Source organism: Enterobacter sp. CC120223-11 (genome assembly GCF_900215375.1).
Taxonomy (GTDB): Bacteria; Pseudomonadota; Gammaproteobacteria; order Enterobacterales; family Enterobacteriaceae; genus Scandinavium.
Window position 1 is genome coordinate 18930 of sequence record NZ_OBEF01000024.1, and the last position, 24970, is coordinate 43899.

Genomic DNA, 24970 nt, shown 5'->3' on the forward strand with positions numbered 1-24970 from the left:
GACAGCATGTCAGCCAAAGCACGATTCATGAAAAAGCTGCAGGAGCAGCATCCCCGCAGCCGCGCGTTCGACAGTAAAAGCGAGGCCGATATCGCCGAGTTTTGCGATCGAATGCGCCAACTTCAGGAAACAATGGAAAGCTGGCTTACCGACACGGGGATTGCCGTGGAGGCGGTTTCCGTGTCGCTGGTCGAGTTTCTGATTGGCGGCAATGCGTTCAGCGTGCCGGGCATTCATCTGCGCTATGAAAACCGGATGGTGAAGTTCACGCCGGTGTTTTTGTACGGGCAGGGCGTGGTCGGCTGTGTTGAAGTGACGCTCTGCACGCAGGGGAAGATAGCCTCGCTGTATCGCCTGTTTATGCGTTCAAGCGACGACGTGAGCTGGACCTGGAGCGTCAGCGGCAACAGGGCCGCACCCCGGGTCGCTTTTAACGAAGATGCTTTTTTCGACATGATCGGTGCGCTGTTGCCCGAGTAAGCCTCGCCTTTTTCTTATCCTCAGGGATGAAACCACTATGCACGATGTACAACCCCGCCCGGTGAAAACCGGCAGTGACCCGCGCGCGCTTTCTGACTTTATCGCGCTGCGTGACGAGATGGCCAAGCTGATGCATCCGGCGCGCCCGGACGTGAACTGGCCGCAGGTGGAAGCGCTGTCGCTCTCGCTGTTTGAACTGAACGGCGTCGAGCTCCAGACCGGGGCCTGGTATACGCTCGCCCGCAGTCACCTGGGCCGCATTAATGGCCTGAATGAAGGGCTGACTATCCTCAATGCGCTGCTGAGCCACCAGTGGGCGCAGCTCTGGCCGCAGCCGGTTCATGCGCGTGTGGAAATCCTCAACGGGCTTTTTCAGCGCTTACAGAAGCTGTTCCGCACCTTTACGCTCGGACATGGAGATTTACCTGCGCTGATGCAGGCGGAAGGGCTATTGCAGTCGATGAACGACATTCTGGCGCGACAGGAGCTGAAGCATGCTTGCCAGACGACCCCGCTGAAGCAGCAGATAAACAGCGCATTAACCCGACTGGAAAACAGCCCTTCGCACGAGAGTTCGCAACCTGCGGTAACGCTCCCACCACAGGCGCTGGCCGCGGTGCCCACTGATGAAAAATCATCTCCCGTCAGCCGTCTGGTGTACGTCATTCGCCCTGAGCCAGAGGTGAACGTGCAGGTGGTACATGAAACACTACCGCCGCCAAAGCGCTGGCCGGTGTTTCTGGCGGGGGCCTGTTCCGCGCTGGTTGTTGGCGCCATCGCATTGACGGGCTGGCACTACGCGCATCGGACGGATGAAGCAACGGTCGCGCTGACCGCTTCGGTTGTGCCCCTTCCTCAGGCGCTGAACAGCGAACAAATCCACGCATTCCAGCTGTCGGATAAAGCCAGACCGGACCCGAGAGCCTGGCTGAAAAATGCGTCATCGCAGCTGGACAGGCTGGCAGCATTGCCGCCTGACTGGGCTTATCAGTATGGAAACGGGCTGCTCGGGCAGGCAAAGGCGCTGTGGCCCGATGCGCCTGAGGTAGCCGAAATGGACAAGCAGTGGCAGCAACGAACGGCTGCTAACGCGCTTCCCGAGAGCGCCTGGACAGGCTGGCACAATGGCATGCAGCAGCTTCAGGAGCTGGCCGATCGGCTGAACAGGCTCGATGGTCAGAAAGGCAAATACATCACCGTAAGTGAACTGAAATCCAGCGTTTACGAGATGATGACCCAGTTTCGCAACACCGTGCCGCTTGAGGAGCAGCTGCGTGTGTTGCAAGCTCAGCAAGGAAGCGCCGCGATAGCCACACAGCAGCAGATTCAACAGCATTTTAACGGCCTTCAGCTCAGATATTCATCGCCAGCGCAGTAGCGCGATGGGAATGAAGTTATCTTAAATCAGTAAACGCTGCGCAGATGCAGCCGTCGGTACATCGGCGGCGTCATCCCCATTTGCCTGATAAAGGCTCGCCGCAGGCTGTCTGCGCTGCTGTAGCCAACCGCGCTGGCGATGGTCTTCAGCGGCACGTCCGAACTCTCCAGCATCTGTTTAACCTGACTGATACGACAGGCTTCCAGCCACTCGCCCGGACGCGTGTTCAGCTGCTGCTGAAAGAGGCGGTTCAGGTGGCGGGTGCTGAGGCCGATATGATCGGCAAGATCCTTCAGGGAATGAATGCTGCCAAGGTGGGTTATCGCCCAGCGCTGGAGCTCCTGCAGGGCTTCGCGCCCGCTCAGGGAGAGTTCTGCACTTCGGACATAGTGCCCCTGATTCACGGGCCGCCTGAAAAACATCACCAGATTGCCGGCAATATCCTTTGCCAGCTCCCCGCCCAGATCCTCCTCAACCAGCCTCAGTGCCAGATCCATCCCCGAAGTGACGCCTGCCGCCGTTCTTACGGGGCCATCCGCCACGTACAGTGCGTCCTTATCAACGCGAAGGTCCGGATGCGCTTTCGCGAGGTCATCTGCGGATGACCAGTGCGTGGTCACGGAGCGATTGGTCAGCACGCCAGCCTCAGCCAGCAGAAAGGCGCCTGTGCAAATCGAGCCATACCGACGGCTGCGCTCACACAGCGTTTTGATGCCAGCGGTCACGTCATGACTGAAGGTCCGTCGGGCGGCATTGGGCATGCCTGCAACCAGAAAGGTGTCCGGTCTGAATGTTTCACAGTCGTCCAGACGGAGATGGCCCATAACCTCAATTCCAGAGGATGCCCGGACGGTGTCCGCCTCCAGCGTCACGATCTTCAGGTCATACACTTCCCGATGCAGCAGAGTATTGGCCTCGGCAAACACGTCGAGCGGCCCGGAGACGTCAAGCAGCTGCACGCCCGGTACCGCCAGTATCGCAATGGTGCGTTTCACTCGCTTTTATGTCTCCTTTGCTCGTAATGTCTTTATTTGTCGTTATAAGACTAATGATGACATGTATGGTGCCACGTACACTGAGCTGACTCAATCAACAGGAGCAGAAAAATGTACTCAGCACTGAAAAATATCGCCATCCCCGACAGCAAACTTGCCAAAGCGGCCACCGAATTTGTTCGGGACACGGAGAACGATCTGCTGTTTCACCACTCCAGCCGTGTCTACTACTGGGGCGCGCTTGCCGGGCAGCATCGCGGACTGAAGGTGGACAAAGAGCTGCTTTACGTGGGATGCATGTTCCACGATGTGGGCCTGACGCACGAACATTGCAGCTGCGACAAACGCTTTGAAGTGGATGGGGCGAACGCGGCGAAGGATTTTTTACAGAGCCACGGCGTGTCTGAAGAGGACGTCACCAAAGTCTGGACGGCCATTGCGCTGCATACCACACCGGGCATTCCTGAATTTATGGCTCCTGAGATTGCGCTGCTGACGGCCGGTGTGGAAATGGACGTGCTCGGTATGGGTTACGAGACGTTCAGCGAAAACGATCGCCAAGCCGTGACGGCGCAGCACCCGCGCTCGCCGCGCTTTAAGGAGGAGATCATCGAGGCGTTTTACAACGGCATCAAACACAAGCCGCAAACCACCTTTGGCAACGTGAAGGCCGATGTGATTAAGGACAAGGAGCGGGACTTCCAGCCGCTGAACTTCTGCTCGATTATCAGAAATTCGGCCTGGGACAGATAAGCAGAAGGGGGCAGCAGCCCCCATTTCGCAGGGCCAATAAGTGTTAAATCGCGGTCAATCGCTGAACGCTGATGTTCTCAAGCTTGCCGTCGAGAATGGCAAGGAAGTCGTCGTGATAGGGCATCGCCACGTGTTTTTTCAGATCGTCTTCAGACTTCCAACGTTCAATAAACATGAATGATACCGCGCCCTGAGTCGCCAGATCACGGACATCGGGAATGGCGCGGCTTTCATGCAAATCATATTGCAGGCAGCCTGCTTCCTGATGCGTGGGTTTCACCATAGCGCGGGCGGCGCTGCGGATCGTTTCGATATGTTCCGGGAAAGGGGTTAAGGTGGCGACAATCTTAACTTCACTCATGAAGACTCCTTCAGAACAGCATAAATAACGGGCCGACGCGCAAGCACGACAGACCAGCAGGAATTATTCAGGGTAGTGCCTGATCGTTAAGTGTTCCAACCGGGCCGATCCCCATCTTCTCTAAAATCTCCCGCAGCAGCGGGCTTAGCGCTGCGGCTGCGGCGTGATGCGAATTTCTTAGCGCCAGTAAAACGCCCGTACGTTCGGACAGCGGGGGCGAGAGGCTCATTGCACAAAGGTCATTCCGGGAGTGTGCGAGGGTGTCCGGTAGAATAGTTGCAAGCTGCGTGCGGGATATCATCTCAGTAATGGCGCCGAGGGTGTTGGTTTCCATGGCAATGTTCAGCCTGAGACCCTGCCTGCGGCACTGGCTGTCGATGTCGACGCGCGTGGCAAAGCTCTTGTCCAGTAAAACCAGCGGTTGTTCGGCGAGATCGCTCAGGGGGATCTGCTGATACTGTGTCAGCTCATGCGTTTTGCCCACCATCACGACCAGCGATTCCCTGAGCACCGGGGTTGCCGTCAGCTCAGCGGCATGATCGCCTGCAAACCCAAGCCCGAGGTCCAGCTCATCGTTCAGCAGCTGTTGCTCAATCTGCTCCTGGGTCGCTTCGCTGAGGGTGAGTGCTATCGCAGGGTAGCGCTGCCAGAAGGCCGCCAGCAGCGGGCCAACCAGCCACGGCGTATAAGTTGGCGTCACGCCAAGGCGCAGATGCCCGCGGCTTAAATCCTCCACGTCATGAACGGCACGGGCTCCGGCCTCCAGTGCGTTCAGCGCCTGACGGGCATGCTGCTGAAAAACGAGACCGGCATCGGTAAGGCGGATACTGCGGCCGGTGCGGTCAAAAAGCGCCACGCCGAGGGTTTGCTCCAGCAGCCTGATTTGTTGCGAAAGCGCGGGCTGGGAGATGTAAAGGGCTGCCGCTGCGCGGGTGAAGCTGCCGCGTTCGGCCACGGCAAGAAAATAGTGGATGTAGCGTAGGATCATCTCGCGACCTATAAGCTGTGATTATAGGTTCAATAATAATTGAGACTTTTATCTTATCAAATGGCGTCGTTATCCTTTTTACGCAGGTCAGAACCTGAAATCGTAAAAAGGAGCCCATGATGGATTTTGTAAAACGCACGATAGCGCTGGCGATGAAAAATGTGGAAGAGGGCGGTCGACCGTTTGCGACGGTAATTGTGCGCAACGGGGAGATAGTCGCCCAGAGCCCAAACCAGGTGGCGCAGACCAACGATCCAACGGCGCATGCGGAGATCCTTGCCGTGCGCGAAGCCTGCCGCAAACTCGGCACTGAAAATCTCAGCGACTGTGACATCTACATCCTGGCAAGCCCTTGCCCGATGTGCCTCGGCGCACTGTACTACTGCAGCCCGCGCAAGGTGGTTTACATCACCACCCGAGAGGAGTACGTCCGCTACTACCGCGACGATCGCAAATACTTCGAGCTGGAAACGTTCTACGGCGAATTTGCCAAACCGGTTGCCGAACGCCGCCTGCCGATGGTGCACCAGGCGGATCCTGAGGCCATTAACGTCTACAAGCGCTGGCAGGCGCTGAACGTTAAATAGCTATTTTCCGAGGCTGTCGAGCAGCTGCTCCACCGCCGGGTTAGCCAGCGACTGGGCGGCATAGCAAATGCCAATCCGGCGCATCATTGGGTAGCCCGGCAGCGGGCGGGAGGCGAGGGCGCAGCGCAATTGCACCAGGCAGTCAGGGGCAATCGTGATGCCAAAACCGGCCTCCACTAAATCCAGCGCCAGCGAGAAATTGCCCGCGTGAGCGCCGGGTTTATCGGCCGAGTGACCGTAAAACGGCAGGAAGCGCTGGTGGGACTCATGCTCCGGCGCCATCACCCACGTCTGATGATGCAACTCTTCCGGCAGCAGTTCTTCCGTCTGACCAAGCGCATGTCCAACAGGATAAGCCAGCACGTAACTCTCTTCATACAGCGGGAAGAAAAGCTCATCTTCACAGCGCAGGTTGTCGCAGCCTAAGCGCACATCACCCGTACAGCCAGGCAGCAGCGTCAGCAGCATGCCGGAGGCGTCCTGCGACGTTTTTGCCAGCAGGTCGGTCAAAAACGAGGAGGCGATATCTTCCTCAATGCCGATGTGCAGCGGCAGTTTGTCCTGCCTTTTACGGAAGCGGGAGACAAGGCCTGACATATCGTCAATCATCCTGCGGGCGTGCGGATAGAGCACCCTTGCATCTTCCGTGACGTCAACGCCCCGGCTTTTGCGGATGAACAGCGAGATGCTTAACTCTTCCTCCAGTGCCTTGATGGTGGCAGAGAGCGCAGGTTGTGTAAGACTTAACTGTTGGGCCGCGCGGGTGATGTTTCGTTCTTCAAACACGCGGATGAAGGCAGTGAGCTGACGCTTATCCATAGAAATTTATTATGACAGTGAAAAAAACAAACCATTTTTCACCAAATCAAAACGGATTTAAAGTGCAGTTCAGCAATTAAGATAAATTAAATTTATGAGGCACATCTATGAGTACGGCGACGAAACCTTTGGTAGTGATTACGGGTGCAAGCTCCGGCATCGGTCTGGCAACGGCAAAACTGCTGTCGAGCCGCGGCCATGCTTTGCTGCTGCTGGCACGCCGTGTCGAGCGCATGGATGCACTCAACCTGCCCAACACGCTTTGCTGCGCGGTTGACGTGACCGATCGTCAGGCGTTTGCCGACGCAGTCAAAAAAGCCGAAGCGAAATTTGGCCCGGTTGATGCGCTGGTGAACAACGCCGGTGTGATGCTGCTGGGCAATATTGAGCAGCAGGATCCGAACGAGTGGGATCAGATGCTGGACGTCAACGTGAAAGGCCTGCTGAACGGCGTGCACGCCGTGACCAGCGGCATGATTGAACGTAAAGCGGGCACCATCATCAATATCAGCTCCGTGGCAGGCCGCAAAACCTTCCCGAATCATACCGTCTATGTGGGCACCAAATTTGCGGTACACGGCATGTCTGAGAACCTGCGTGAAGAGCTTTCCCCGCATAACGTTCGCGTTGTGGTTATCGCGCCAGGCGCGGTAGAAACCGAACTGCTGAGCCACACCACAAGCGATGCGATCAAGTCCGGCTATCAGGCGTGGAAAGAGGATATGGGCGGCAAAGTGCTGGCCCCGGAAGATATCGCTCATGCGATTGAATACGCCTATTCACAGCCGCAGTACGTCTGCATTCGTGAAATTGTGCTGGCGGCTACCCGTCAGGGTGCCTGAGTCCGTTAAAGCACTGCATTGAGCGCCCTGTGGGGCGCTTTTTTGTTTCTTCTTCCCGCCCGTTATTTTCCTTTTCCTCAAACGTCTCTCATCAGAGCGCCTTGATCCAATTAGGATTTATCGCCTTGTCGCCTGGAGCTGCGAAAAATAGAGTAGACACCGGACTCAGATAAAAAGGAATACACAATGAAAAAGACAGCTATCGCTTTGTCCCTTCTGTTTATCACCACCGGTGCTATGGCACAGGGTGAAATGCAGCACGCAACAGACGAAACCGTTCAGGCGGCCCACGCGGGCGCAGACACAGCAAAAGAAAAACTGCACCAGACCGAGCACCGCACTCAGGAGCAGATCCACAAAGCGCAGAGCGACGGCTCAGCCACCGACAAGATGAAGCAGGACGGTGAGAAGGCGTGGAACCGCACCAAAGAGGGCAGTGAAAAGGCCTGGGATAAGACCAAGCAGGGTTCTGAAAAGGCCTGGAATGGCACCAAAGAGGGCAGCCAGAAAGCCTGGGATGCCACTAAAGAAGGCAGCGCTAAAGCCTGGGACAAAACCAAGGCCGGTGCGCAAGACGTGAAAAAGAGCGTGACGGAGTAATTCTTCTCAGCGCACAAAAAAGCCCGCTATTGAGCGGGCTTTTTTACATTTTACGACTCAGTTTTATCGCGTACGTCGGTGGTGGCCCCGTTTTTCTGCACGGAGGCAATGCCTTTTTGCGCCGCGGCTTTGGTGGAATACATCTCGCTGCGGGCAATCACTTCATGGTTGGCGGCCTTCAGCACGAAATAGTACGGCTCTTTGGTTTCTTTATCGGATTTCTTGATTTCAAAATAGCCCATCGTCTTCTCCTTGGTTGAATGTCCAACTGCCTGTTTAAGCATAGATCTTCATACCACTCCTGCCAGATAACCGTCAATGACTCTCCTGGAACAGGAGATCCATCAGGTTACCCGCCTCCATTTTTTCCCCGCTGAGCTTACGCAACAGCAGCTCACTGGCCAGGGTTTGCAGAGAGAAGACGATATCGGGCTGAACGCGTTTGATTTTGCTCAGGTTCTTATCGGAGTTCACCAGTGCGAGGATTTTAGTGTCGCCGGAAACGACTTCTTTGGCCGCCAGCACGATAAAGGCGTTATCAGAATCGTCATTGCGCAGCACAAGAATATAGCGTGCCTTGTCGGCACCTGCCTCACGGAGCGTTTTGTCCGATGACGGATCGTCGACTATCAGGTCGGCGTCGGCCGGGTATTCATGGTTGACGCCAGGGGGAACAATGACCGTCACGGTTTCACCCTGCTCAGTCAGCCCAGTGTAAACGCTCAGCGCCAGCGGCGTGGCACCGATAACAATCATGTGGTTCTTGCGCATGGCGTGTGAAATCCTACCTTTGATCATTCGTTTAAGATTGCCGCCGATAACAGGCCCAACAATGGCGCTGATGGACGTGGCAAAGACGGTAATGCCGAGAATAATAATGGAGACGGTAAACAGACGGGCCGCGGCGGTGGCCGGGACGATATCACCGAAGCCGACGGTGGACATGCTGACCGTCGAAAAGTAGAGCGCCGTGGAAAGCTCGTTGATAGCCGGGTGGAACTCATCGCCCAGATAGAGCGAACCGCTGAGGGCATACGTCAGCAGGGAAGCAAAGCTTATCAGCGCGAACAGCGTGCCTGCCGCGAGACTCGACTGGCTGAACTCGCGCCAGAACCACAGCAGGAAAAAGCCGTCGATAAGCGACAGATAGCCGATGTGGTGGCGACCGTCGTGCAGCAGGAAGTTAAACAGCGCGACGGCAATCAGCAGGATAAGCGTAAAAGACCATGCCACCCGGGCGCGCAGAAACAGCCCGATGCTCATCAACACCAGCGCAATACCCAGCACGACCTGGGGCAGCGTCAGCAGGCCAAAGGTGGAAATCAGATCTTTCCAGCCGGTGAAGGTGCCGCGCGCCTGCGGGATGAAATGGTACAGGTGCAGCAGCAGCGGCTTCAGGAACATGCACCCAAGCACCAGCGTCAGCACGCCCAGCAGGCGATAGGGCTGAAAAAGGGTGCGCAGGCTGATAATTTTTTTAAACAGGGCTTTCATGACCGTCATTCCTTTGCTCTGCGCTTATTGGCGGTACAGGCTGCCCTGACCGCGGCGAGCACGCCCCCACAATTCGTCATCGCTGAGGGTGGTCTGAATCAGTTCAACCGGCGCGCCGTTATCGTTAATTACCGCCACAAAATAATCATCAATGGGTTCGTAGGGGCCAAGGATCACCTCTTCGCCTTCGATGGCGCGCGCCAGATTATTCACTTTCAGCGCCACGTGCGGCACGGTTTTGAGCAGCGGGTGGAGCGGAGAATCATCGGTGAAGCGATGCCACTGCACGCGAAATTTCCCCGGGTTATCGACGGTATACATCCCCGCCTTTTCACTGAACACGCCTTCGGTTTTGCCGTCCTGCAATGGGATACCAAAGTGGTGAAATTCGTAGGTTACGTCTGATTTCATAGGGAAACTCCTGCGGTCCGGTCTGCGTAGTATAAGGTCTTTTCCTTATACGAAGGGGAAATTGCCCGGTTTGCTGCCTGCTTCCCGGTAAAATGTCATGAATCTGTCACAATTAAACCCGTTTATTCACGCAAGAGGGTTTAGGGATGAGAAAAAGCGTACTGGCCGCAGCGATTGTCGGCGCCACTCTGGCAAGTTCTGGCGTTCAGGCTCAGCAGGCTCCGCAGGGGTATCAGCTCCAGCAGGTGCTGATCATGAGCCGTCATAATCTGCGCGCACCGCTGGCTAATAACGGCAGCGTGCTGGAGCAATCCACGCCGAATAAATGGCCGGAGTGGGATGTGCCCGGCGGGCAGCTCACCACCAAAGGCGGCGTGCTTGAAGTCTATATGGGTCATTACATGCGGGAATGGCTGGCGGAGCAGGGCATGGTGACGAGCGGCGAATGTCCGGCAGCGGACACGGTATATGCCTATGCCAACAGCTTACAGCGCACCGTCGCAACGGCGCAGTTCTTTATCACCGGGGCTTTCCCGGGCTGTGACGTACCGGTTCATCACCAGGAAAAAATGGGCACCATGGACCCCACCTTCAACCCGGTGATCACCAATGACTCAGCCGCCTTCAGTGAGCAGGCCGTGAAGGCGATGAGCGATGAGCGGCAGAAAATGCATCTTGATGACAGCTATAAGCTGCTGGAGCAGATCACTGATTATCAGAACTCGCCGTCGTGCAAAGAGAAAAAGGTCTGTTCACTGCCAGAGGGAAAAGATGAGTTTATCGCGCCCTATGAAAAAGAGCCGGGCGTAAACGGGCCGTTGAAGGTTGGCAACTCGCTGGTGGATGCCTTTACGCTTCAGTACTACGAAGGTTTTCCGCTCGACCAGGTCGCGTGGGGGCAAATCAAAACCGACCAGCAGTGGCGCGTACTCTCTGAGCTGAAAAACGGCTATCAGGACAGCCTGTTTACCTCCCCGGCCGTGGCGCGCAACGTGGCGGCCCCGCTGGTGAAATACATTGATAAGACGCTGGTGACTGAAGCCGCAAAAGCCCCGAAAGTGACCCTGCTGGTGGGGCATGATTCCAATATCGCTTCGCTGCTGATGGCGCTGGATTTCAAGCCTTATCAGCTGCAAAACCAGTATGAGCGCACGCCAATCGGCGGAAAAATAGTGTTCCAGCGCTGGAAGGACACGGCGCGTAATCGTGAACTGATGAAAATCGAGTATGTCTATCAGAGCACTGAACAGCTGCGAAATGCCGACGTACTGACGCTCAAAGCGCCGCCGCAGCGTGTGACGCTGGCGCTGAATGGGTGCCCGGTGGATGCCGACGGATTCTGTCCGGTGGAGAAATTCAATGCGGTGTTAAACAGCGCGGCGACAGGGAAATAAAGCGCGCTAATAGCAGACTCCCCCGTGAGGACGGGGGAGTCCGTGAAGGTCAGACGTTTTTACGTTCTATGGTCTGCTCGCCCCAGAACAGCGAATCTTTATCGGTTTTGTCAAAGGCCAGCGACAGTACCTCATCGCTGCCTTCTTCCCATATTTTCTCCGCCAGTTTTTCGTCGTATTTGGCGAGTTCAAAAATGGCCTCAGCGATTTCCGGCGACGTGTTGCGCAGGCTGGCCCATTCGCCCACGCGATGCGCTTTGGATTCCTGTGTTGGCATTCACACCTCCTGACAAAGATTAAGCGTTGAGTTTTACGGCCAGTTCAGCAACGTGTTTGCCCTGGTAGCGGGCAATGGCCAGCTCTTCCTGGCTTGGCTGACGGGAGCCGTCTCCGCCTGCAATAGTGGTCGCACCGTATGGTGTACCGCCGCGCACCTGAGAAACGTCGAACAGCTCCTGAGCACCGTAGCCGATAGGCACAATCACCATGCCGTGGTGGGCGAGAGTGGTCCAGGTGGAGCTGATGGTGTGCTCCTGGCCGCCACCGGTACCCGTAGAGCTGAAGACGCTACCGAGTTTGCCGTACAAGGCACCCGAGGCCCAAAGACCGCCGGTTTGATCGAGGAAGGTGCGCATTTGTCCGGCCATATTGCCGAAACGGGTTGGCGTGCCGAAGATGATGGCGTCGTAATCCGCCAACTCCTGCGGCGTAGCGACTGGCGCGGTGTGAGTTTTGCCCCCGGCTTTGGCAAATACTTCCGCTGACATGGTTTCAGGCACCCGTTTGACGGTGACCTCTGCACCATCAACGCCGCTTGCTCCTTCGGCAACGGCCTTAGCCATTGTTTCGATGTGTCCGTACATGGAATAGTAGAGAACCAAAATTTTAGCCTTTCCACTCATAGCGTTATGCTCCGTTTTCACACTGTGTATATTCAGGGTACTCCTCAAAGTGTTGGTCACATCCCTGTTCAGGTCAACTTTTTGGCAGGATTTACGAAAAGTGGATTAGCTATCGTCCACGGCCTCATCGAAAGACCATTTCACAGATCCTCTACAACTTTATGCACCTGATAAATCGGGCTGTAACAACCCAAATCAATAACCTCACTAGATTATTTACAAACTGAATTTTTCTCATGTGAAATCATTTTGGAGGTTATTTTAAATCAAATTCTAGCCACGCTTTGCAGGCTTAAATAACCCCACTGTGAAGGCGTGAAATACCCCGGTCTGCGCGGTATCGAACAGTCAGTACATAACAATTCAAAAGATGAGCAAATGATGATCAGCATAAGAAATACCGTCCTTGGCCTGCTGATGGCAGGGGCGTCCTTAGTGTGTCAGGCCGCCCCAGGCCAGCCTGTTTATCAGGGCTACGGTGTCCGCTTCACGATTGAGAACGGCTACTTCGTTTATCTCAACGAAAAACCCTGTGCCCTCGATGAAAAAACCAACAAGGCAGCGGTGTACAGTTCAGGTCTGTACCAGGTCATTGTTTATAAGAGCGGGAAAGTCTCGTTGATGAAGCAGGGCGTTTACGTCGGCGATCTTCGCCGCTCATAGCCATGAAAGGCCGGGCCCTTTCGGCAAAACGCCAATCAGGAAGGCGGTCAGTAGATTTCAGGTTCGGATGGGGCCGATATGGTGTTTTTCTCAGGATGAGAGTGGAATAAAAACGCCCGAAATTGTCGCAATTTGACACACTTTCCTGGGCGTTTTTTCATAAATCAGAAGAGACGCTTATCGTCCACGCAGCGGCACTCTCATACTTTTTGCCTGGTGCATGTTGCAGATTATTACAAGCCGCTGGAGGAATAAGCGGCATCCACTAAGCTTAATTCCACGCGGCATAAAACAGGGCATCGGCCCGGGTCGCACAGTGGAATCTTCCACATTCACGTAATGCAATATGATGTCTGTACAACCGGAGGTCGGTAATGGCAAACCATCGTGGCGGTTCAGGTAATTTTGCTGAAGACCGCGAAAGAGCATCAGAAGCAGGTCGTAAAGGTGGCCAGCACAGCGGGGGGAACTTCAAAAACGATCCTCAACGCGCATCCGAAGCTGGCAAAAAAGGGGGAAAAAACAGCCACGGCAGCAATCGTAACAGCTAGTGGTCTGACGCCCTAAGATGTGGCGACCCGAGCCCATCACTCCCCGCCGCCGACGCTGTCGGCGGTTTTTTTATGTCTGCGGGTTGCAGCGCTATTCAGCTATCGGCACACTGATGGGCTGAATGTCTGCCCGGCGGTACTATGTCCCTTCTTTCTCGTTATCAATTCTCCGTTAAGCCTCAGGAAGCGCTCCTGATTGTTATCACGATGTTCTGGGGCGGCACCTTTCTTGCGGTGCAGTATGCGGTCACGCTGAGCGATCCCTTTTTCTTCGTGGGTCTGCGATTCGCCACGGCGGCTATCGCGGTTGGATTACTCTCCCTGAAATCAATGAGGGGCCTGACGCTGCTCGAACTGAAGGCTGGCGTGGCGATCGGTATCGCCATTGCCTTTGGTTACAGCCTGCAAACCTGGGGGCTTCAGTCGATTTCCAGCAGCAAATCGGCTTTTATTACCGCGATGTATGTCCCGCTGGTTCCACTGCTGCAATGGCTTTGCCTGGGACGGATGCCAGGGCTGATGTCCTGCATTGGTATTGCGCTCGCCTTTATTGGCCTGGTCTTACTCGCCGGGCCGGGTGACAATTTACTGGCATTGGGCACGGGCGAACTCATCACCCTTGCAGGTGCGCTCGCCATCGCTGCCGAAATTATTCTGATCAGTGCCTGGGCCGGAAAGGTCGATGTGAAGCGAGTGACGGTTGTGCAGCTGGCGACAGCCTCGCTGGTGGCGTTCACCATGATGGTGCCTGCCGGTGAATCCGTACCGACTTTCTCCCCGGGGCTGCTGGCTGTGGCGCTGGGGCTAGGTATTTTCAGCGCCATTATTCAGGTGGTGATGAACTGGGCGCAGCGCAGCGTTTCACCAACCCGAGCCACGGTTATCTACACCGGCGAACCCGTCTGGGCGGGCATTTTTGGCCGCATGGCGGGGGAACGTTTGCCGATGCTGGCGCTGCTCGGAGCCGCTTTTATCGTGGCGGGTGTTCTGGTGAGCGAACTGAAGTTCAAAAAGAAGAAAGCCGCATTGCCGGAAGGGAATGACCCGTCCTGTGCAGAGCAGGAATAAGGAGAGCCAAATGGCCCAGACAGCCAGCAAAAAAACGGGTAAGCGCAGTCAGGCGGTTAATGCCAAAAAGGAAGCTATCCTGAGCGCGGCGTTAAACACCTTCTCACAGTTTGGTATTCACGGCACGCGTCTGGAGCAAGTGGCGGAGCAGGCTGGGGTGTCGAAAACCAATTTGCTCTATTACTACCCGTCGAAAGAGGCGCTGTACGTGGCGGTCATGCGCAACATCCTCGATATCTGGCTCGCGCCGCTGCGTGCCTTCCGCGAGGAGTTCGCCCCGCTGGAGGCGATTGGCGAATATATACGCCTCAAGCTGGAGGTGTCACGCGATCATCCGCAAGCCTCCCGGCTGTTCTGCCTGGAAATGCTCCAGGGCGCACCGCTGTTGATGGCGGAGCTCACGGGGGATTTAAAATCCCTCGTGGATGACAAGTCGGCGATCATTTCCGCCTGGGTGAAAGAGGGGAAGCTGGCGCCGGTAGATCCCAATCATCTGATTTTCATGATCTGGGCCACCACGCAACATTACGCGGACTTTTCCACCCAGGTGGAGGCGGTCACCGGGAAAACGTTGCGCGATGGGGAGTTCTTCCAACAGACGGTGGAAAGCGTACAGCGCATGATTATCGAAGGGATCCGCCTGCGTTAAGGCGCACGCGGGACCGGGCAGCCCATATCGCCTTCCTCGCAGTTCAGCATCGATTTTAGCCATTCGGTTCGTTCATTTGTTTTGGCCGTGTTGCAGTCCAGGCGGATCATCGGCTGGACGCTGCCGCCCTCGGTGCCGGAGGCGATAAACTCACAGTCGGCATCGCGCAGGGCAATCCACTTTTGCTGTGCCGTTTTCAGCAGCCCTTTGTGCTCCTCAGGCAAGCGTTTCATTACCGTGGCGTAGGCTTCATTCAGCTTTTTATCAGCCGCCTTATACTCCTGGTCGGCACAGATATTCATATCGGTTTGGGTGGTTGCTTTGGCGCAGTCGTCAGCCAGCGCATGGGCGCTGAACAGCAGCGCGATAGTGGTCAGAATTAAGCGTTTCATCTATTACTCCAAAATTACTTCAAAGAAAAAAAAGCCCCGTTTCCGGAGCTTAGTGTACTGGCTAAATTCTGCCTGTCTTTTCCAGACGGCACTTTGTTGAAGTGCCGTTTGGCATCGTAATCGCCGCGTTAACCGATTGTCATCAGGCTGGCGTTACCGCCTGCGGCTGCCGTGTTCACGCTGAGCGAACGTTCAACGTAGAGACGTTCCAGCAGCAGATTGGTTTCGCCGCGGGCAAAGCCCTGCACTGAAATAATCGCGCCGTCACGCGCCGCAACCTGTTCGCACAGCTCACGCAGCTGGTCGGAATCGCCGTGGTAGATAACCGCGTCGAAGTCCTCTCCGACAATGTGCTCACGCTTCGCAAAACGAATGCGATCGCCGACGGCTTTCGGCAGCTGTTTCGCCAGGCTCTGATGCAGGCTCTCGTTTGGCCACAGGACTTCACAGCCCACTGCGGTGACAGCGGCCAATTGTGCCAGCGCATCTTCTTCGTTATCCGCAAGGCACAGCACGCGTTCACGCGGCATCACAGTCCAGGTGTTACGCTCGCCTGTCGGGCCCGGCAGCACGCGCTGGGTACCGGCCTGCGCCAGTTCCGCATAGCGTGAGCACAGCGCCAGCAATGCAGGGCGGCTATTTGCCCACTCACGCAGTGCAACCAGTGGCTGTTCGAGCAGGGCTTTCAGCTGCGCATCCACCGGGCGCTCTGCGTCCTGACGGTTCAGCGTGGTGAGCAGCGCGTCGTCCGGACGGCTGGAGAGCAGGCGGTAGAGGTACATCGGACCACCGGCTTTCGGGCCCGTACCGGACAGACCTTCGCCGCCGAACGGCTGTACGCCCACCACGGCGCCGACCATATTACGGTTGACGTAAAGGTTGCCGACGTTGGCGCTGCCGGTGACCTGAGCGATGGTTTCATCGATACGAGTATGCACGCCGAGGGTCAAACCGTAGCCGGAGGCGTTGATCTGTTCAACCAGGCCACTGAGTTCGTTGCGGTTGTAGCGCACCACGTGCAGCACCGGGCCGAAGACCTCTTTTTGCAGTTCGTCGAAGCTTTCCAGCTCGATAAGCGTCGGTGGCACAAAGGTGCCCGCAGCCCATTCACGGCGATCGTCGCTGTTTTCGCGGGCAGCCTGGAAGACCGGGCGGCCTTTGCTGCGCAGCGCCTGAATATGACGCTCAATGTTGCCTTTGGCTTCGGCGTCTATCACCGGGCCGATATCCGTGGTCATACGCCCAGGGTTACCCATCCTGCACTCTGCCATTGCGCCTTTTAGCATGGTGAGAGTGTGATCGGCGATGTCATCCTGCAGGCAGAGCACGCGCAGGGCAGAACAGCGCTGTCCGGCACTGTCAAAGGCTGAGGCCAGCACGTCCACAACAACCTGCTCGGTCAGCGCGGAAGAGTCGACGATCATCGCGTTCATGCCGCCGGTTTCCGCAATCAGTGGCGTCGGGCGACCCTGAGGGTCGAGGCGGCTGGCGATATTGCGTTGCAGCAACGTGGCGACTTCAGTTGAACCTGTGAACATCACGCCGCGAACGCGGTTGTCTGAGGTCAGCTGTGCGCCCACGGTCTCACCGCGGCCCGGCAGCAGCTGCACCACGCCTGGCGGCACGCCTGCTTCCAGCAGAATGTTGATGCCCTGAGCGGCAATCAGCGGAGTTTGCTCGGCAGGTTTGGCCAGCACGCTGTTGCCCGCAGCAAGGGCTGCGGCAATCTGTCCGGTGAAGATCGCCAGCGGGAAGTTCCACGGGCTGATACAGACGACCGGGCCGAGCGGACGATGCGTTTCATTGGCGAAGTCATCGCGCACCTGGCCGGCATAGTAGTGCAGGAAATCAACAGCCTCGCGCACTTCAGCGATGGCGTTGGAGAAGGTTTTCCCTGCCTCACGCACCAGAATGCCCATCAGCTGCTGCATTTGACCTTCCATCAGCACGGCGGCACGTTCAAGGATCGCGGCACGCTCCTGCGGCGGGGTGGCGAACCAGATTGGCGCATTATTCACTGCACTGGTCAGCGCCTGCTCCACTTCCTGTTCGGTGGCATCGCGGCTAAAGCCGACAACGTCTTTTGGCTCGGCAGGGTTGATCACCGGCTGCATGTCGCCATCTTCCACTGGCTGTTCCAGCATCGGTTTTGCCTGCCATTTCTGCAGGGCGCTGTTGAGCAAGGAAGAGGAAAGGGAAGCGAGGCGGTGTTCGTTCGCCAGATCCAGACCCGCAGAGTTGTCGCGGCCTTCGCCATACAGCGCGCGCGGCAGCGGGATCTTCGGATGCGGCAGGCCAGCCTGGCCTTCCTGCTGCGCCAGTTTTTCGACGGCGCTGACCGGGTCAGCAACCAGTTCATCCAGCGGCAGGGAGGTGTCGGCGATGCGGTTGACGAAGGAGGTGTTCGCGCCGTTTTCCAGCAGGCGACGCACCAGATACGCCAGCAGCGTTTCGTGAGTACCGACCGGGGCATAAATACGGCACGGACGGTTCAGCTTGCCGTCGGCCACTTTACCGACAACCTGCTCGTACAGCGGTTCACCCATGCCGTGCAGGCACTGGAATTCATACTGTCCAGGGTAATAGTTCTGGCCTGCCAGCTGGTAAATTGCCGCCAGCGTGTGGGCGTTGTGGGTAGCGAACTGCGGGTAAATCAGGTTCGGTACCGCCAGCAGCTTTTTCGCGCAGGCGAGGTAGGAAACGTCGGTGTACACCTTGCGGGTATAGACCGGGTAACCTTCCAGACCGTCCATCTGCGCGCGCTTGATTTCGCTGTCCCAATACGCACCTTTCACCAGGCGGATCATCAGGCGACGGCGGCTGCGGGTGGCGAGATCCGTCAGGTAGTCAATCACGAACGGGCAGCGCTTCTGGTAGGCCTGAATGACGAAGCCGATACCGTTCCAGCCCGCCAGTTCCGGTTCGAAGCAGAGTTTTTCCAGCAGATCGAGGGAGATCTCCAGACGATCGGCTTCTTCGGCGTCGATGTTGATACCGATATCGTACTGGCGCGCCAGCAGGGTCAGGGATTTCAGACGCGGGTAAAGCTCTTCCATCACGCGGTCATACTGCGCGCGGCTGTAGCGTGGGTGCAGAGCGGAAAGCTTGATGGAGATGCCCGGGCCTTCATAGATGCCACGGCCATTTGAGGCTTTGCCAATCGAGTGGATCGCCTGCTGATAAGAAACCATGTACGCCTGTGCATCGGCGGCGGTCAGGGCCGCTTCACCGAGCATGTCGTAGGAGTAGCGGAAGCCTTTTTCTTCAAGCTTGCGGGCGTTCGCCAGCGCCTCGGAGATGGTTTCCCCGGTGACGAACTGCTCGCCCATCAGGCGCATCGCCATATCCACGCCTTTGCGGATCAGCGGCTCGCCGCTCTTGCCGATGATGCGGTTCAGGGAGCGAGACAGGCTGGCTTCGTTGTGAGTCGACACAAGTTTGCCGGTGAACAGCAGGCCCCAGGTGGCGGCGTTGACGAACAGCGACGGGCTGCGGCCAATGTGCGACTGCCAGTTGCCGTTGCTGATTTTGTCGCGGATCAGCGCATCGCGCGTGGCCTTGTCCGGAATACGCAGCAGCGCTTCGGCCAGGCACATCAGCGCCACGCCTTCCTGAGAAGAGAGAGAGAACTCCTGCAACAGGCTCTGGACCATGCCCGCGCGACCGCTGGCGTTCTTCTGATTACGCAGCTTTTCTGCCAGCTGATAAGCCAGCTTGTGTGCCTGCTCGGCAACGGGCTGAGGCAGACGTGCCTGCTCCAGCAGCATCGGCACGGCATCCGTTTCAGGGCGACGCCACGCGGCGGTGATGGCAGAGCGCGACACCGACTGCGGCAGAATTTGTTCGGCGAACTCAAGGAATGGCTGGTGCGTTTCTTCGGCCTGAAGGGCACCTTCATCGCTTTCGTTAGCGGCTCCGGAGAGCAGCGCCGGCAGTTCCGGTAACGCTTCGTCGTTTTCCAGCTTTTCCAGATAGTTAAAAATGGCCTGCTTAATCAGCCAGTGCGGCGTGCGGTCAATGCGGGTTGCGGCGCTTTTAATTCTTTCGCGCGTGGCGTCGTCAAGTTTAACGCCCATGGTTGTGCTGCCCATGCCTGAAGCTCCTGTTGTTCGTATAGTGCTGCTTTAGTTGCACAGAAATATCTATCATGTTGCAACTTTGTGCAACCGTGTTAAGTGTGACTTCGCCAGCAATCAGGAAAAGCAATGGGTTGTTAAAAGCTTTTAACAATGAAAAGCACGCTAATAATCGGGTATTACGCCAGGATTTATGCGGTGGTTAACATTTTTCAAAGGTGCAACCCATAAAAGCGTGAGCAAGTGCAACCTATAGAAAAATGGTCTGATTACCGGGATGTAATATCTGTAAATGCAGTGTTAAATCGTTTGTGAATAAATACCGCTTACGGCAGGATACGCTCCTTCCGTAAAAAAGAACCTGACTCTTCGTTCCGGATTCAGGGATAAAAAGCGTTTTCTGGAGAATGATTTATGGCTAGTACACCGATGGTGGTGACCTTTCTTATTTATATTTTGGGGATGATCCTGATTGGCTTTATTGCCTGGCGCTCAACCAAAAACTTTGACGACTATATTCTGGGCGGCCGCAGCCTCGGGCCATTCGTGACGGCGCTTTCTGCTGGCGCATCCGACATGAGCGGCTGGCTGCTGATGGGCCTGCCAGGCGCGATTTTCATCTCCGGTATCTCCGAAAGCTGGATTGCCATCGGCCTGTGCCTGGGCGCGTGGATTAACTGGAAGCTGGTGGCGGGGCGTCTGCGCGTCCACACCGAGGCGAACAATAACGCCCTGACGCTGCCGGACTACTTTACCGGTCGCTTCGAAGATAAAAGCCGCGTGCTGCGTATTATCTCGGCGCTGGTGATTCTGCTGTTCTTCACCATCTACTGTGCATCCGGCATTGTGGCGGGGGCGCGTCTGTTTGAAAGCACCTTCGGCATGAGCTACGAAACGGCTCTGTGGGCCGGTGCGGCGGCAACCATCCTCTACACCTTCATCGGCGGCTTCCTGGCCGTGAGCTGGACCGATACCGTGCAGGCGAGCCTGATGATTTTCGCCCTGATCCTGACGCCAGTTATTGTGATTCTGACGGTCGGCGGCTTTGGTGATTCGCTGGAAGTGATTAAGCAAAAGAGCATTGAGAACGTCGACATGCTCAAGGGCCTGAACTTTGTCGCCATCATCTCGCTGATGGGCTGGGGCCTGGGCTACTTCGGTCAGCCGCACATTCTGGCGCGCTTCATGGCGGCCGATTCGCACCACAGCATTGTTCATGCCCGTCGTATCAGTATGACCTGGATGATTCTGTGCCTCGCGGGCGCGGTGGCAGTGGGCTTCTTCGGTATCGCCTTCTTTAATACCAATCCGCAACTTGCAGGCGCGGTAAATCAGAACAGCGAGCGCGTATTTATCGAACTGGCGCAGATTCTGTTCAACCCTTGGGTGGCTGGTATTCTGCTCTCCGCCATTCTGGCGGCGGTGATGTCGACCCTGAGCTGCCAGCTGCTGGTGTGCTCCAGTGCGATTACTGAAGATCTGTACAAAGCGTTCCTGCGTAAAGGCGCGAGCCAGAAAGAGCTGGTTTGGGTGGGGCGTCTGATGGTGCTGGTCGTGGCGCTGGTGGCGATTGTCCTGGCGGCGAACCCGGAAAACCGCGTACTGGGCCTCGTGAGCTATGCATGGGCAGGTTTCGGCGCGGCGTTCGGGCCGGTGGTGCTGTTCTCCGTCATGTGGTCACGCATGACCCGCAACGGCGCACTGGCGGGTATGATTATCGGTGCCGTCACCGTCATCGTCTGGAAGCAGTTCGGCTGGCTCGGCCTGTATGAAATCATCCCTGGTTTCATCTTCGGCAGCATCGGGATTGTGGTGTTCAGCCTGTTAGGCAAAGCGCCGTCAGCGACGATGCAGAAACGTTTCGCGGAAGCTGATGCGCATTATCACTCTGCACCGCCGGTAAAGCTTCAGCCTGAGTAACGTACTGTCGCAGCACAACGGGGTTGCCGGTCAATCGCTGGCAACCCCGTTTTTTTGATTGAAAGAGTTCCCTTAACCTTTGCCTCCCTTTGTTTGTCTGCTCATCTAAAATCGTTGCATTACTATATATAAGCCTTTTCTGGTTTTATAAAATCAAACGCACTTGATATTTGCGTTCTGAAAGTAATAACACCGGGAAGTGTTGATAATAATGAATCTTAACCAAGAGGGTTTCACTTTATTCGCAGGCGCGGCTTTGCTCGCCCTGAGTTTACTGACTACGACGGCGGGGGCATCAATGCACGCCAGCGAGTCGATTTACCTTAAGCAGGATAAACTGTGGACTGAGCTGCTGAATCTGGATCAGGGCAAAGTTCACTCTTCACGAAATAATGAAAAAGCAAATGCGCTGCAGTTTCCGCAAGATGAAACCTGCTGGCAGATTCAGCGGGTTGTGATGACGACCAGGGCAAAAGATGTTTCACTGGATTTTCTACAACCGCTGATAAAACAGGCCGAAGGAAAGTGTCTGGGTCACAATGGCATCACTTTCCTGACAAGAAAAATCCATAACGAGTTTATCCGGAAAGGTTTTATCAACAGCTATGTTGATACGCCTTCACAGGATTTGCGTAGCGGAACGCTAAAATACAAAGTCAATCCGGGCAGGGTGACGGACAGACCACTCCTCACAGAAAGTTACCATCATCTGACGTTGAATACTTCGTTGCCTAAGCCGTGGCTATAAATCTGAGTGCGCCCACGTGAATACTGTCCGGCTTTTCTCTTGCTAATTATCTGAAAATGCGCTGATATCTTCCGGCATAAAAACAATGAGGATAGCAGACAATGAAAATCAGAACGGGCTTAGCCGCCGCCGTGCTGGCAATGGCACTGAGTGGCTGTACAACACCATCGCAGAAAACCGTTGCGGACACGCAGAGCTGCAAAGCAGAAAACCAGATGCAACAAACCACGCTTTATTTCGGCCTGAGCCGTCCTGCGGGCAAGGATATTACCGCTCAGGAGTGGCAGCAGTTTGTTGACCGCGACGTCACGCCGCGCTTTAAGGATGGCCTGACGGTGTTTGATGCCCGCGGCCAGTGGCTGGGCAATGACGGCATCGTGGCGCGTGAGCAAAGCAAAGCCCTGATGCTGATTCACGGAAAGGATGCGCAGAGCGAAACCAATATTGAAGCCCTGCGAGGCGTCTATAAATCTCGCTTTGCGCAGGAGTCGGTGATGCGGGTCGATCAACCGGTGTGCGTGCAGTTCTGATTGTTAAACGAAAATGCCCGGCGGCACTGAGCTTGCCGGGCCTGCGTAGGCCGGGTTAGCGTAGCGCCACCCGGCACTCATTTTAAAGCACCAGCCCCGCAAAACTCGCCGAAAGCAGGCTCACCAGCGTCGCGCCATATACCAGGCGTAAGCCAAAGCGGGAAACCACATTCCCCTGTTTTTCGTTCAGCCCTTTAATGGCGCCCGCCACAATGCCGATAGAGGCAAAGTTCGCGAAGGATACAAGGAACACGGAGAGAATACCCAGCCCACGCGGCGTCATTTCAGCGGCAATTTTTTGCAGTTCAATCATCGCCACAAACTCATTCGCCACAAGCTTGGTCGCCATGATGCTGCCCGCGTGCAGGGCATCGCTCAGCGGAATGCCAATCAGCCACGCCAGCGGATAGAAGACGTAGCCCAGAATAGCCTGGAAGCTCAGGCCAAACAGCATCGAGAAGAGGGCGTTCACGGCGCTGATAAGCGCAATAAAGCCAATCAGCATAGCCAGAATAATCATCGCCACTTTAAAGCCAGCGAGGATATATTCCCCGAGCATTTCAAAGAAGCTCTGCGACTCATGCAGTTTCTCAAGCTTTATTTCCGCTTCAGCATCCGGGCGCGTCGGATTAATGACCGACAGAATAATAAAGGTGCTGAACATATTCAGAATGAGCGCCGCCACGACATATTTCGCGTCGAGCATGGTCATGTAGGCACCCACAATTGACAGCGATACCGTCGACATTGCCGTCGCGGCCATAGTGAACAGTCGACGGGAAGAGAGATCGCCCAGCACGCCTTTGTAAGCAATGAAGTTTTCCGACTGGCCGAGGATCAGCGAACTTACCGCGTTAAAGGATTCGAGTTTGCCCATGCCGTTCACTTTCGACAACAGGGTGCCAATTACCCGAATAAAAATTGGCAGAATGCGCCAGTGCTGAAGAATACCGATCAGTGCGGAAATAAACACTATCGGACAGAGAACGCCTAAGAAAATAAAGGCCAGACCCTTGTCGCTCATCCCGCCAAATACAAAGTTGCTGCCCTCGGCGGCGAATTTCAGCAGCGATTCGAACACGCCTGAAACAGATTTAATCAGAACTAAACCGCTCTCGGCATGAAGGAAGAAGAACGCCAGCGCCATTTCAATAAGGATTAACTGCGCCAGGTAGCGAACGCGGATTTTTTTACGGTCAAAACTGACCAGCCAGGCAAGTGCAAGGATAACCACCAGCGCCAGCAGGAAGTGAAGTAAATTAGCCATTTCAGTGAGTTTGCAGGTAAACGGGGCGCATATTTAGCCACAGCGCCGCGCCGACGTAAACGATTACCTGTTGCTATGCTTAGATAAATTACTTTCTTTGCTTACCATTTCGCCGGAAACCTTTTACAACCTGACATCATTATCCGCACATTTCACTTGTGTTTCTTTTCAGTGTAATGATAATCACTATCACTCATATTTACGAAACTTTGCATCCATTGACTGCGGTTCACACTCAAGGGTTTCAGGCATGTTTGTACCATTTCTCATTATGTTACGCGAAGGGCTCGAAGCAGCGCTTATCGTCAGCCTTATCGCCAGCTATCTGAAGCGCACGCAGCGGGGCCGCTGGATTGGAGTGATGTGGATTGGCGTATTCCTCGCCGCCGCGCTGTGCTTAGGGCTGGGCATTTTCATCAACGAAACCACCGGTGAATTTCCGCAGAAAGAGCAGGAGATGTTTGAAGGCATCGTGGCGGTGATTGCGGTGTTCATCCTGACCTGGATGGTGTTCTGGATGCGCAAAGTGTCGCGCAACGTGAAGAAGCAGCTGGAAGAGGCGGTGGATAATGCGCTCGAGAAGGGCAACAACCACGGCTGGGCGCTGATCCTGATGGTCTTTTTTGCCGTGGCGCGTGAAGGGCTGGAGTCGGTGTTTTTCCTGCTGGCGGCATTTCAGCAGGATCTCGGCATCTGGCCGCCGCTCGGCGCGATGCTTGGCCTCGCCACTGCGGTGGTGCTCGGCTTTATGATTTACTGGGGCGGTATTCGCCTGAATCTCGGCGCGTTCTTCAAATGGACCAGCCTGTTTATTCTGCTGGTGGCCGCCGGGCTTGCGGCAGGCGCTATCCGTGCTTTCCACGAAGCAGGCCTGTGGAACCACTTCCAGGACGTGGCCTTTGATTTGAGCAACACCCTTTCGACACACACGCTGTTTGGCACGCTGCTTGAGGGCATTTTCGGTTATCAGGAAGCGCCAAGCGTCAGCGAAGTAGCGGTGTACTTTATCTATCTGATTCCGGCGCTGGTGCTGTTTGCACTGCCGCCACGCCCTGACACGACGCCGTCGCGCAGCGCACCATAATCTGCAAATTAGTTACAA

At 55.9% G+C, this 24970-nt stretch carries 27 protein-coding genes; 15 read left to right on the forward strand and 12 right to left on the reverse strand.

Features of this window, described 5'->3' with window-relative positions; translation table 11 throughout:
* Positions 1–27: 27 nt before the first annotated feature.
* Both CRO87_RS20685 and CRO87_RS20690 read left to right on the forward strand, forming a co-directional pair.
* Positions 28–480 (forward strand): hypothetical protein, encoded by a 453-nt coding sequence (locus CRO87_RS20685; protein WP_369680103.1) that lies wholly within the window; start codon positions 28–30, stop codon positions 478–480.
* A gap of 37 nt (positions 481–517) precedes the next feature.
* On the forward strand, positions 518–1858 hold the full coding sequence (locus CRO87_RS20690; protein WP_097164805.1) for a VasL domain-containing protein: 1341 nt from the start codon (positions 518–520) through the stop codon (positions 1856–1858).
* A gap of 26 nt (positions 1859–1884) precedes the next feature.
* On the opposite strand, the gene CRO87_RS20695 is transcribed toward CRO87_RS20690, so the two are convergent.
* Positions 1885–2853 carry a GlxA family transcriptional regulator gene (locus tag CRO87_RS20695; protein ID WP_097164806.1) on the reverse strand — a complete coding sequence of 323 codons (969 nt, stop codon included), beginning with the start codon at positions 2851–2853 and terminating at the stop codon, positions 1885–1887.
* 111 nt (positions 2854–2964) lie between these two features.
* Between CRO87_RS20695 and CRO87_RS20700 the strand changes: the two genes are divergently transcribed.
* Positions 2965–3606: an HD domain-containing protein gene (locus CRO87_RS20700; RefSeq protein ID WP_097164807.1), complete on the forward strand. Its 642-nt coding sequence runs from the start codon at positions 2965–2967 to the stop codon at positions 3604–3606.
* A gap of 43 nt (positions 3607–3649) precedes the next feature.
* Here the strand turns inward: CRO87_RS20700 and CRO87_RS20705 are convergent, their stop codons facing one another.
* Together CRO87_RS20705 and cynR are read right to left on the reverse strand one after the other, a co-directional pair.
* A complete protein-coding gene (locus CRO87_RS20705; protein WP_097164808.1) occupies positions 3650–3967 on the reverse strand; it encodes a putative quinol monooxygenase in 318 nt (105 codons plus the stop codon).
* A gap of 67 nt (positions 3968–4034) precedes the next feature.
* Positions 4035–4955, reverse strand: a complete 921-nt coding sequence (gene cynR, locus CRO87_RS20710; RefSeq protein WP_097164809.1) for a transcriptional regulator CynR — start codon at positions 4953–4955, stop codon at positions 4035–4037.
* A gap of 116 nt (positions 4956–5071) precedes the next feature.
* Between cynR and CRO87_RS20715 the strand changes: the two genes are divergently transcribed.
* A complete protein-coding gene (locus CRO87_RS20715; protein ID WP_255252526.1) occupies positions 5072–5542 on the forward strand; it encodes a nucleoside deaminase in 471 nt (156 codons plus the stop codon).
* Here the strand turns inward: CRO87_RS20715 and CRO87_RS20720 are convergent, their stop codons facing one another.
* The gene (locus CRO87_RS20720; protein WP_097164811.1) at positions 5543–6361 is read right to left on the reverse strand and encodes a LysR family transcriptional regulator; all 819 of its coding nucleotides are present in this window, start codon (positions 6359–6361) and stop codon (positions 5543–5545) included. It abuts the gene before it with no gap.
* Between the two features lie 107 nt (positions 6362–6468).
* Between CRO87_RS20720 and CRO87_RS20725 the strand changes: the two genes are divergently transcribed.
* Positions 6469–7203 carry an SDR family oxidoreductase gene (locus tag CRO87_RS20725; protein WP_097164812.1) on the forward strand — a complete coding sequence of 245 codons (735 nt, stop codon included), beginning with the start codon at positions 6469–6471 and terminating at the stop codon, positions 7201–7203.
* 186 nt (positions 7204–7389) lie between these two features.
* Positions 7390–7803 (forward strand): hypothetical protein, encoded by a 414-nt coding sequence (locus CRO87_RS20730; RefSeq protein ID WP_097164813.1) that lies wholly within the window; start codon positions 7390–7392, stop codon positions 7801–7803.
* A 50-nt stretch (positions 7804–7853) separates the two neighbouring features.
* Here the strand turns inward: CRO87_RS20730 and CRO87_RS20735 are convergent, their stop codons facing one another.
* The 3 genes from CRO87_RS20735 to CRO87_RS20745 all read right to left on the reverse strand — a co-directional run bounded on the left by CRO87_RS20735 (position 7854) and on the right by CRO87_RS20745 (position 9708).
* On the reverse strand, positions 7854–8045 hold the full coding sequence (locus CRO87_RS20735; protein ID WP_097164814.1) for a YegP family protein: 192 nt from the start codon (positions 8043–8045) through the stop codon (positions 7854–7856).
* Between the two features lie 73 nt (positions 8046–8118).
* Positions 8119–9297, reverse strand: coding sequence for a voltage-gated potassium channel protein (gene kch / locus CRO87_RS20740; protein WP_097164815.1), 1179 nt, complete (start codon positions 9295–9297; stop codon positions 8119–8121).
* 24 nt (positions 9298–9321) lie between these two features.
* Positions 9322–9708 carry a hypothetical protein gene (locus CRO87_RS20745; protein ID WP_097164816.1) on the reverse strand — a complete coding sequence of 129 codons (387 nt, stop codon included), beginning with the start codon at positions 9706–9708 and terminating at the stop codon, positions 9322–9324.
* A 146-nt stretch (positions 9709–9854) separates the two neighbouring features.
* Here CRO87_RS20745 and agp point away from each other — a divergent pair, with 146 nt between their 5' ends.
* Positions 9855–11102 (forward strand): bifunctional glucose-1-phosphatase/inositol phosphatase, encoded by a 1248-nt coding sequence (gene agp / locus CRO87_RS20750; RefSeq protein WP_097164817.1) that lies wholly within the window; start codon positions 9855–9857, stop codon positions 11100–11102.
* Positions 11103–11151: 49 nt separating this feature from the next.
* On the opposite strand, the gene CRO87_RS20755 is transcribed toward agp, so the two are convergent.
* Both CRO87_RS20755 and wrbA read right to left on the reverse strand, forming a co-directional pair.
* Positions 11152–11379 (reverse strand): YccJ family protein, encoded by a 228-nt coding sequence (locus tag CRO87_RS20755; RefSeq protein WP_097164818.1) that lies wholly within the window; start codon positions 11377–11379, stop codon positions 11152–11154.
* 19 nt (positions 11380–11398) lie between these two features.
* On the reverse strand, positions 11399–12004 hold the full coding sequence (wrbA, locus tag CRO87_RS20760) for an NAD(P)H:quinone oxidoreductase (RefSeq protein ID WP_097164819.1): 606 nt from the start codon (positions 12002–12004) through the stop codon (positions 11399–11401).
* Between the two features lie 378 nt (positions 12005–12382).
* Between wrbA and CRO87_RS20765 the strand changes: the two genes are divergently transcribed.
* The 4 genes from CRO87_RS20765 (at position 12383) to rutR (ending at position 14935) form a co-directional block, all read left to right on the forward strand.
* Complete coding sequence (locus tag CRO87_RS20765; RefSeq protein WP_141398724.1) at positions 12383–12667, forward strand: hypothetical protein; 285 nt, start codon at positions 12383–12385, stop codon at positions 12665–12667.
* Between the two features lie 374 nt (positions 12668–13041).
* Positions 13042–13218, forward strand: a complete 177-nt coding sequence (locus tag CRO87_RS20770) for a general stress protein (RefSeq protein WP_097164821.1) — start codon at positions 13042–13044, stop codon at positions 13216–13218.
* Positions 13219–13359: 141 nt separating this feature from the next.
* Positions 13360–14286: a DMT family transporter gene (locus CRO87_RS20775; protein WP_097164822.1), complete on the forward strand. Its 927-nt coding sequence runs from the start codon at positions 13360–13362 to the stop codon at positions 14284–14286.
* A 10-nt stretch (positions 14287–14296) separates the two neighbouring features.
* Positions 14297–14935 (forward strand): HTH-type transcriptional regulator RutR, encoded by a 639-nt coding sequence (rutR, locus tag CRO87_RS20780; protein ID WP_097164823.1) that lies wholly within the window; start codon positions 14297–14299, stop codon positions 14933–14935.
* Here rutR and CRO87_RS20785 read toward each other — a convergent pair.
* Positions 14932–15327, reverse strand: coding sequence for a lysozyme inhibitor LprI family protein (locus tag CRO87_RS20785; RefSeq protein WP_097164824.1), 396 nt, complete (start codon positions 15325–15327; stop codon positions 14932–14934). The genes rutR and CRO87_RS20785 overlap by 4 nt on opposite strands.
* 128 nt (positions 15328–15455) lie before the next feature.
* Positions 15456–19418, reverse strand: coding sequence for a trifunctional transcriptional regulator/proline dehydrogenase/L-glutamate gamma-semialdehyde dehydrogenase (putA, locus tag CRO87_RS20790; RefSeq protein ID WP_097164825.1), 3963 nt, complete (start codon positions 19416–19418; stop codon positions 15456–15458).
* A 399-nt stretch (positions 19419–19817) separates the two neighbouring features.
* Between putA and putP the strand changes: the two genes are divergently transcribed.
* The 3 genes from putP to CRO87_RS20805 all read left to right on the forward strand — a co-directional run bounded on the left by putP (position 19818) and on the right by CRO87_RS20805 (position 22601).
* Positions 19818–21323, forward strand: coding sequence for a sodium/proline symporter PutP (putP, locus tag CRO87_RS20795; RefSeq protein WP_097164826.1), 1506 nt, complete (start codon positions 19818–19820; stop codon positions 21321–21323).
* A 211-nt stretch (positions 21324–21534) separates the two neighbouring features.
* The gene (locus CRO87_RS20800; protein ID WP_097164827.1) at positions 21535–22071 is read left to right on the forward strand and encodes a POTRA domain-containing protein; all 537 of its coding nucleotides are present in this window, start codon (positions 21535–21537) and stop codon (positions 22069–22071) included.
* Between the two features lie 101 nt (positions 22072–22172).
* On the forward strand, positions 22173–22601 hold the full coding sequence (locus CRO87_RS20805) for a DUF3574 domain-containing protein (RefSeq protein WP_097164828.1): 429 nt from the start codon (positions 22173–22175) through the stop codon (positions 22599–22601).
* Between the two features lie 82 nt (positions 22602–22683).
* On the opposite strand, the gene CRO87_RS20810 is transcribed toward CRO87_RS20805, so the two are convergent.
* Complete coding sequence (locus CRO87_RS20810; protein WP_097164829.1) at positions 22684–23868, reverse strand: NupC/NupG family nucleoside CNT transporter; 1185 nt, start codon at positions 23866–23868, stop codon at positions 22684–22686.
* 250 nt (positions 23869–24118) lie between these two features.
* On the opposite strand from CRO87_RS20810, the gene efeU reads away from it, so the two are divergent.
* Positions 24119–24952: an iron uptake transporter permease EfeU gene (gene efeU, locus CRO87_RS20815; protein WP_097164830.1), complete on the forward strand. Its 834-nt coding sequence runs from the start codon at positions 24119–24121 to the stop codon at positions 24950–24952.
* Positions 24953–24970 lie beyond the last annotated feature (18 nt).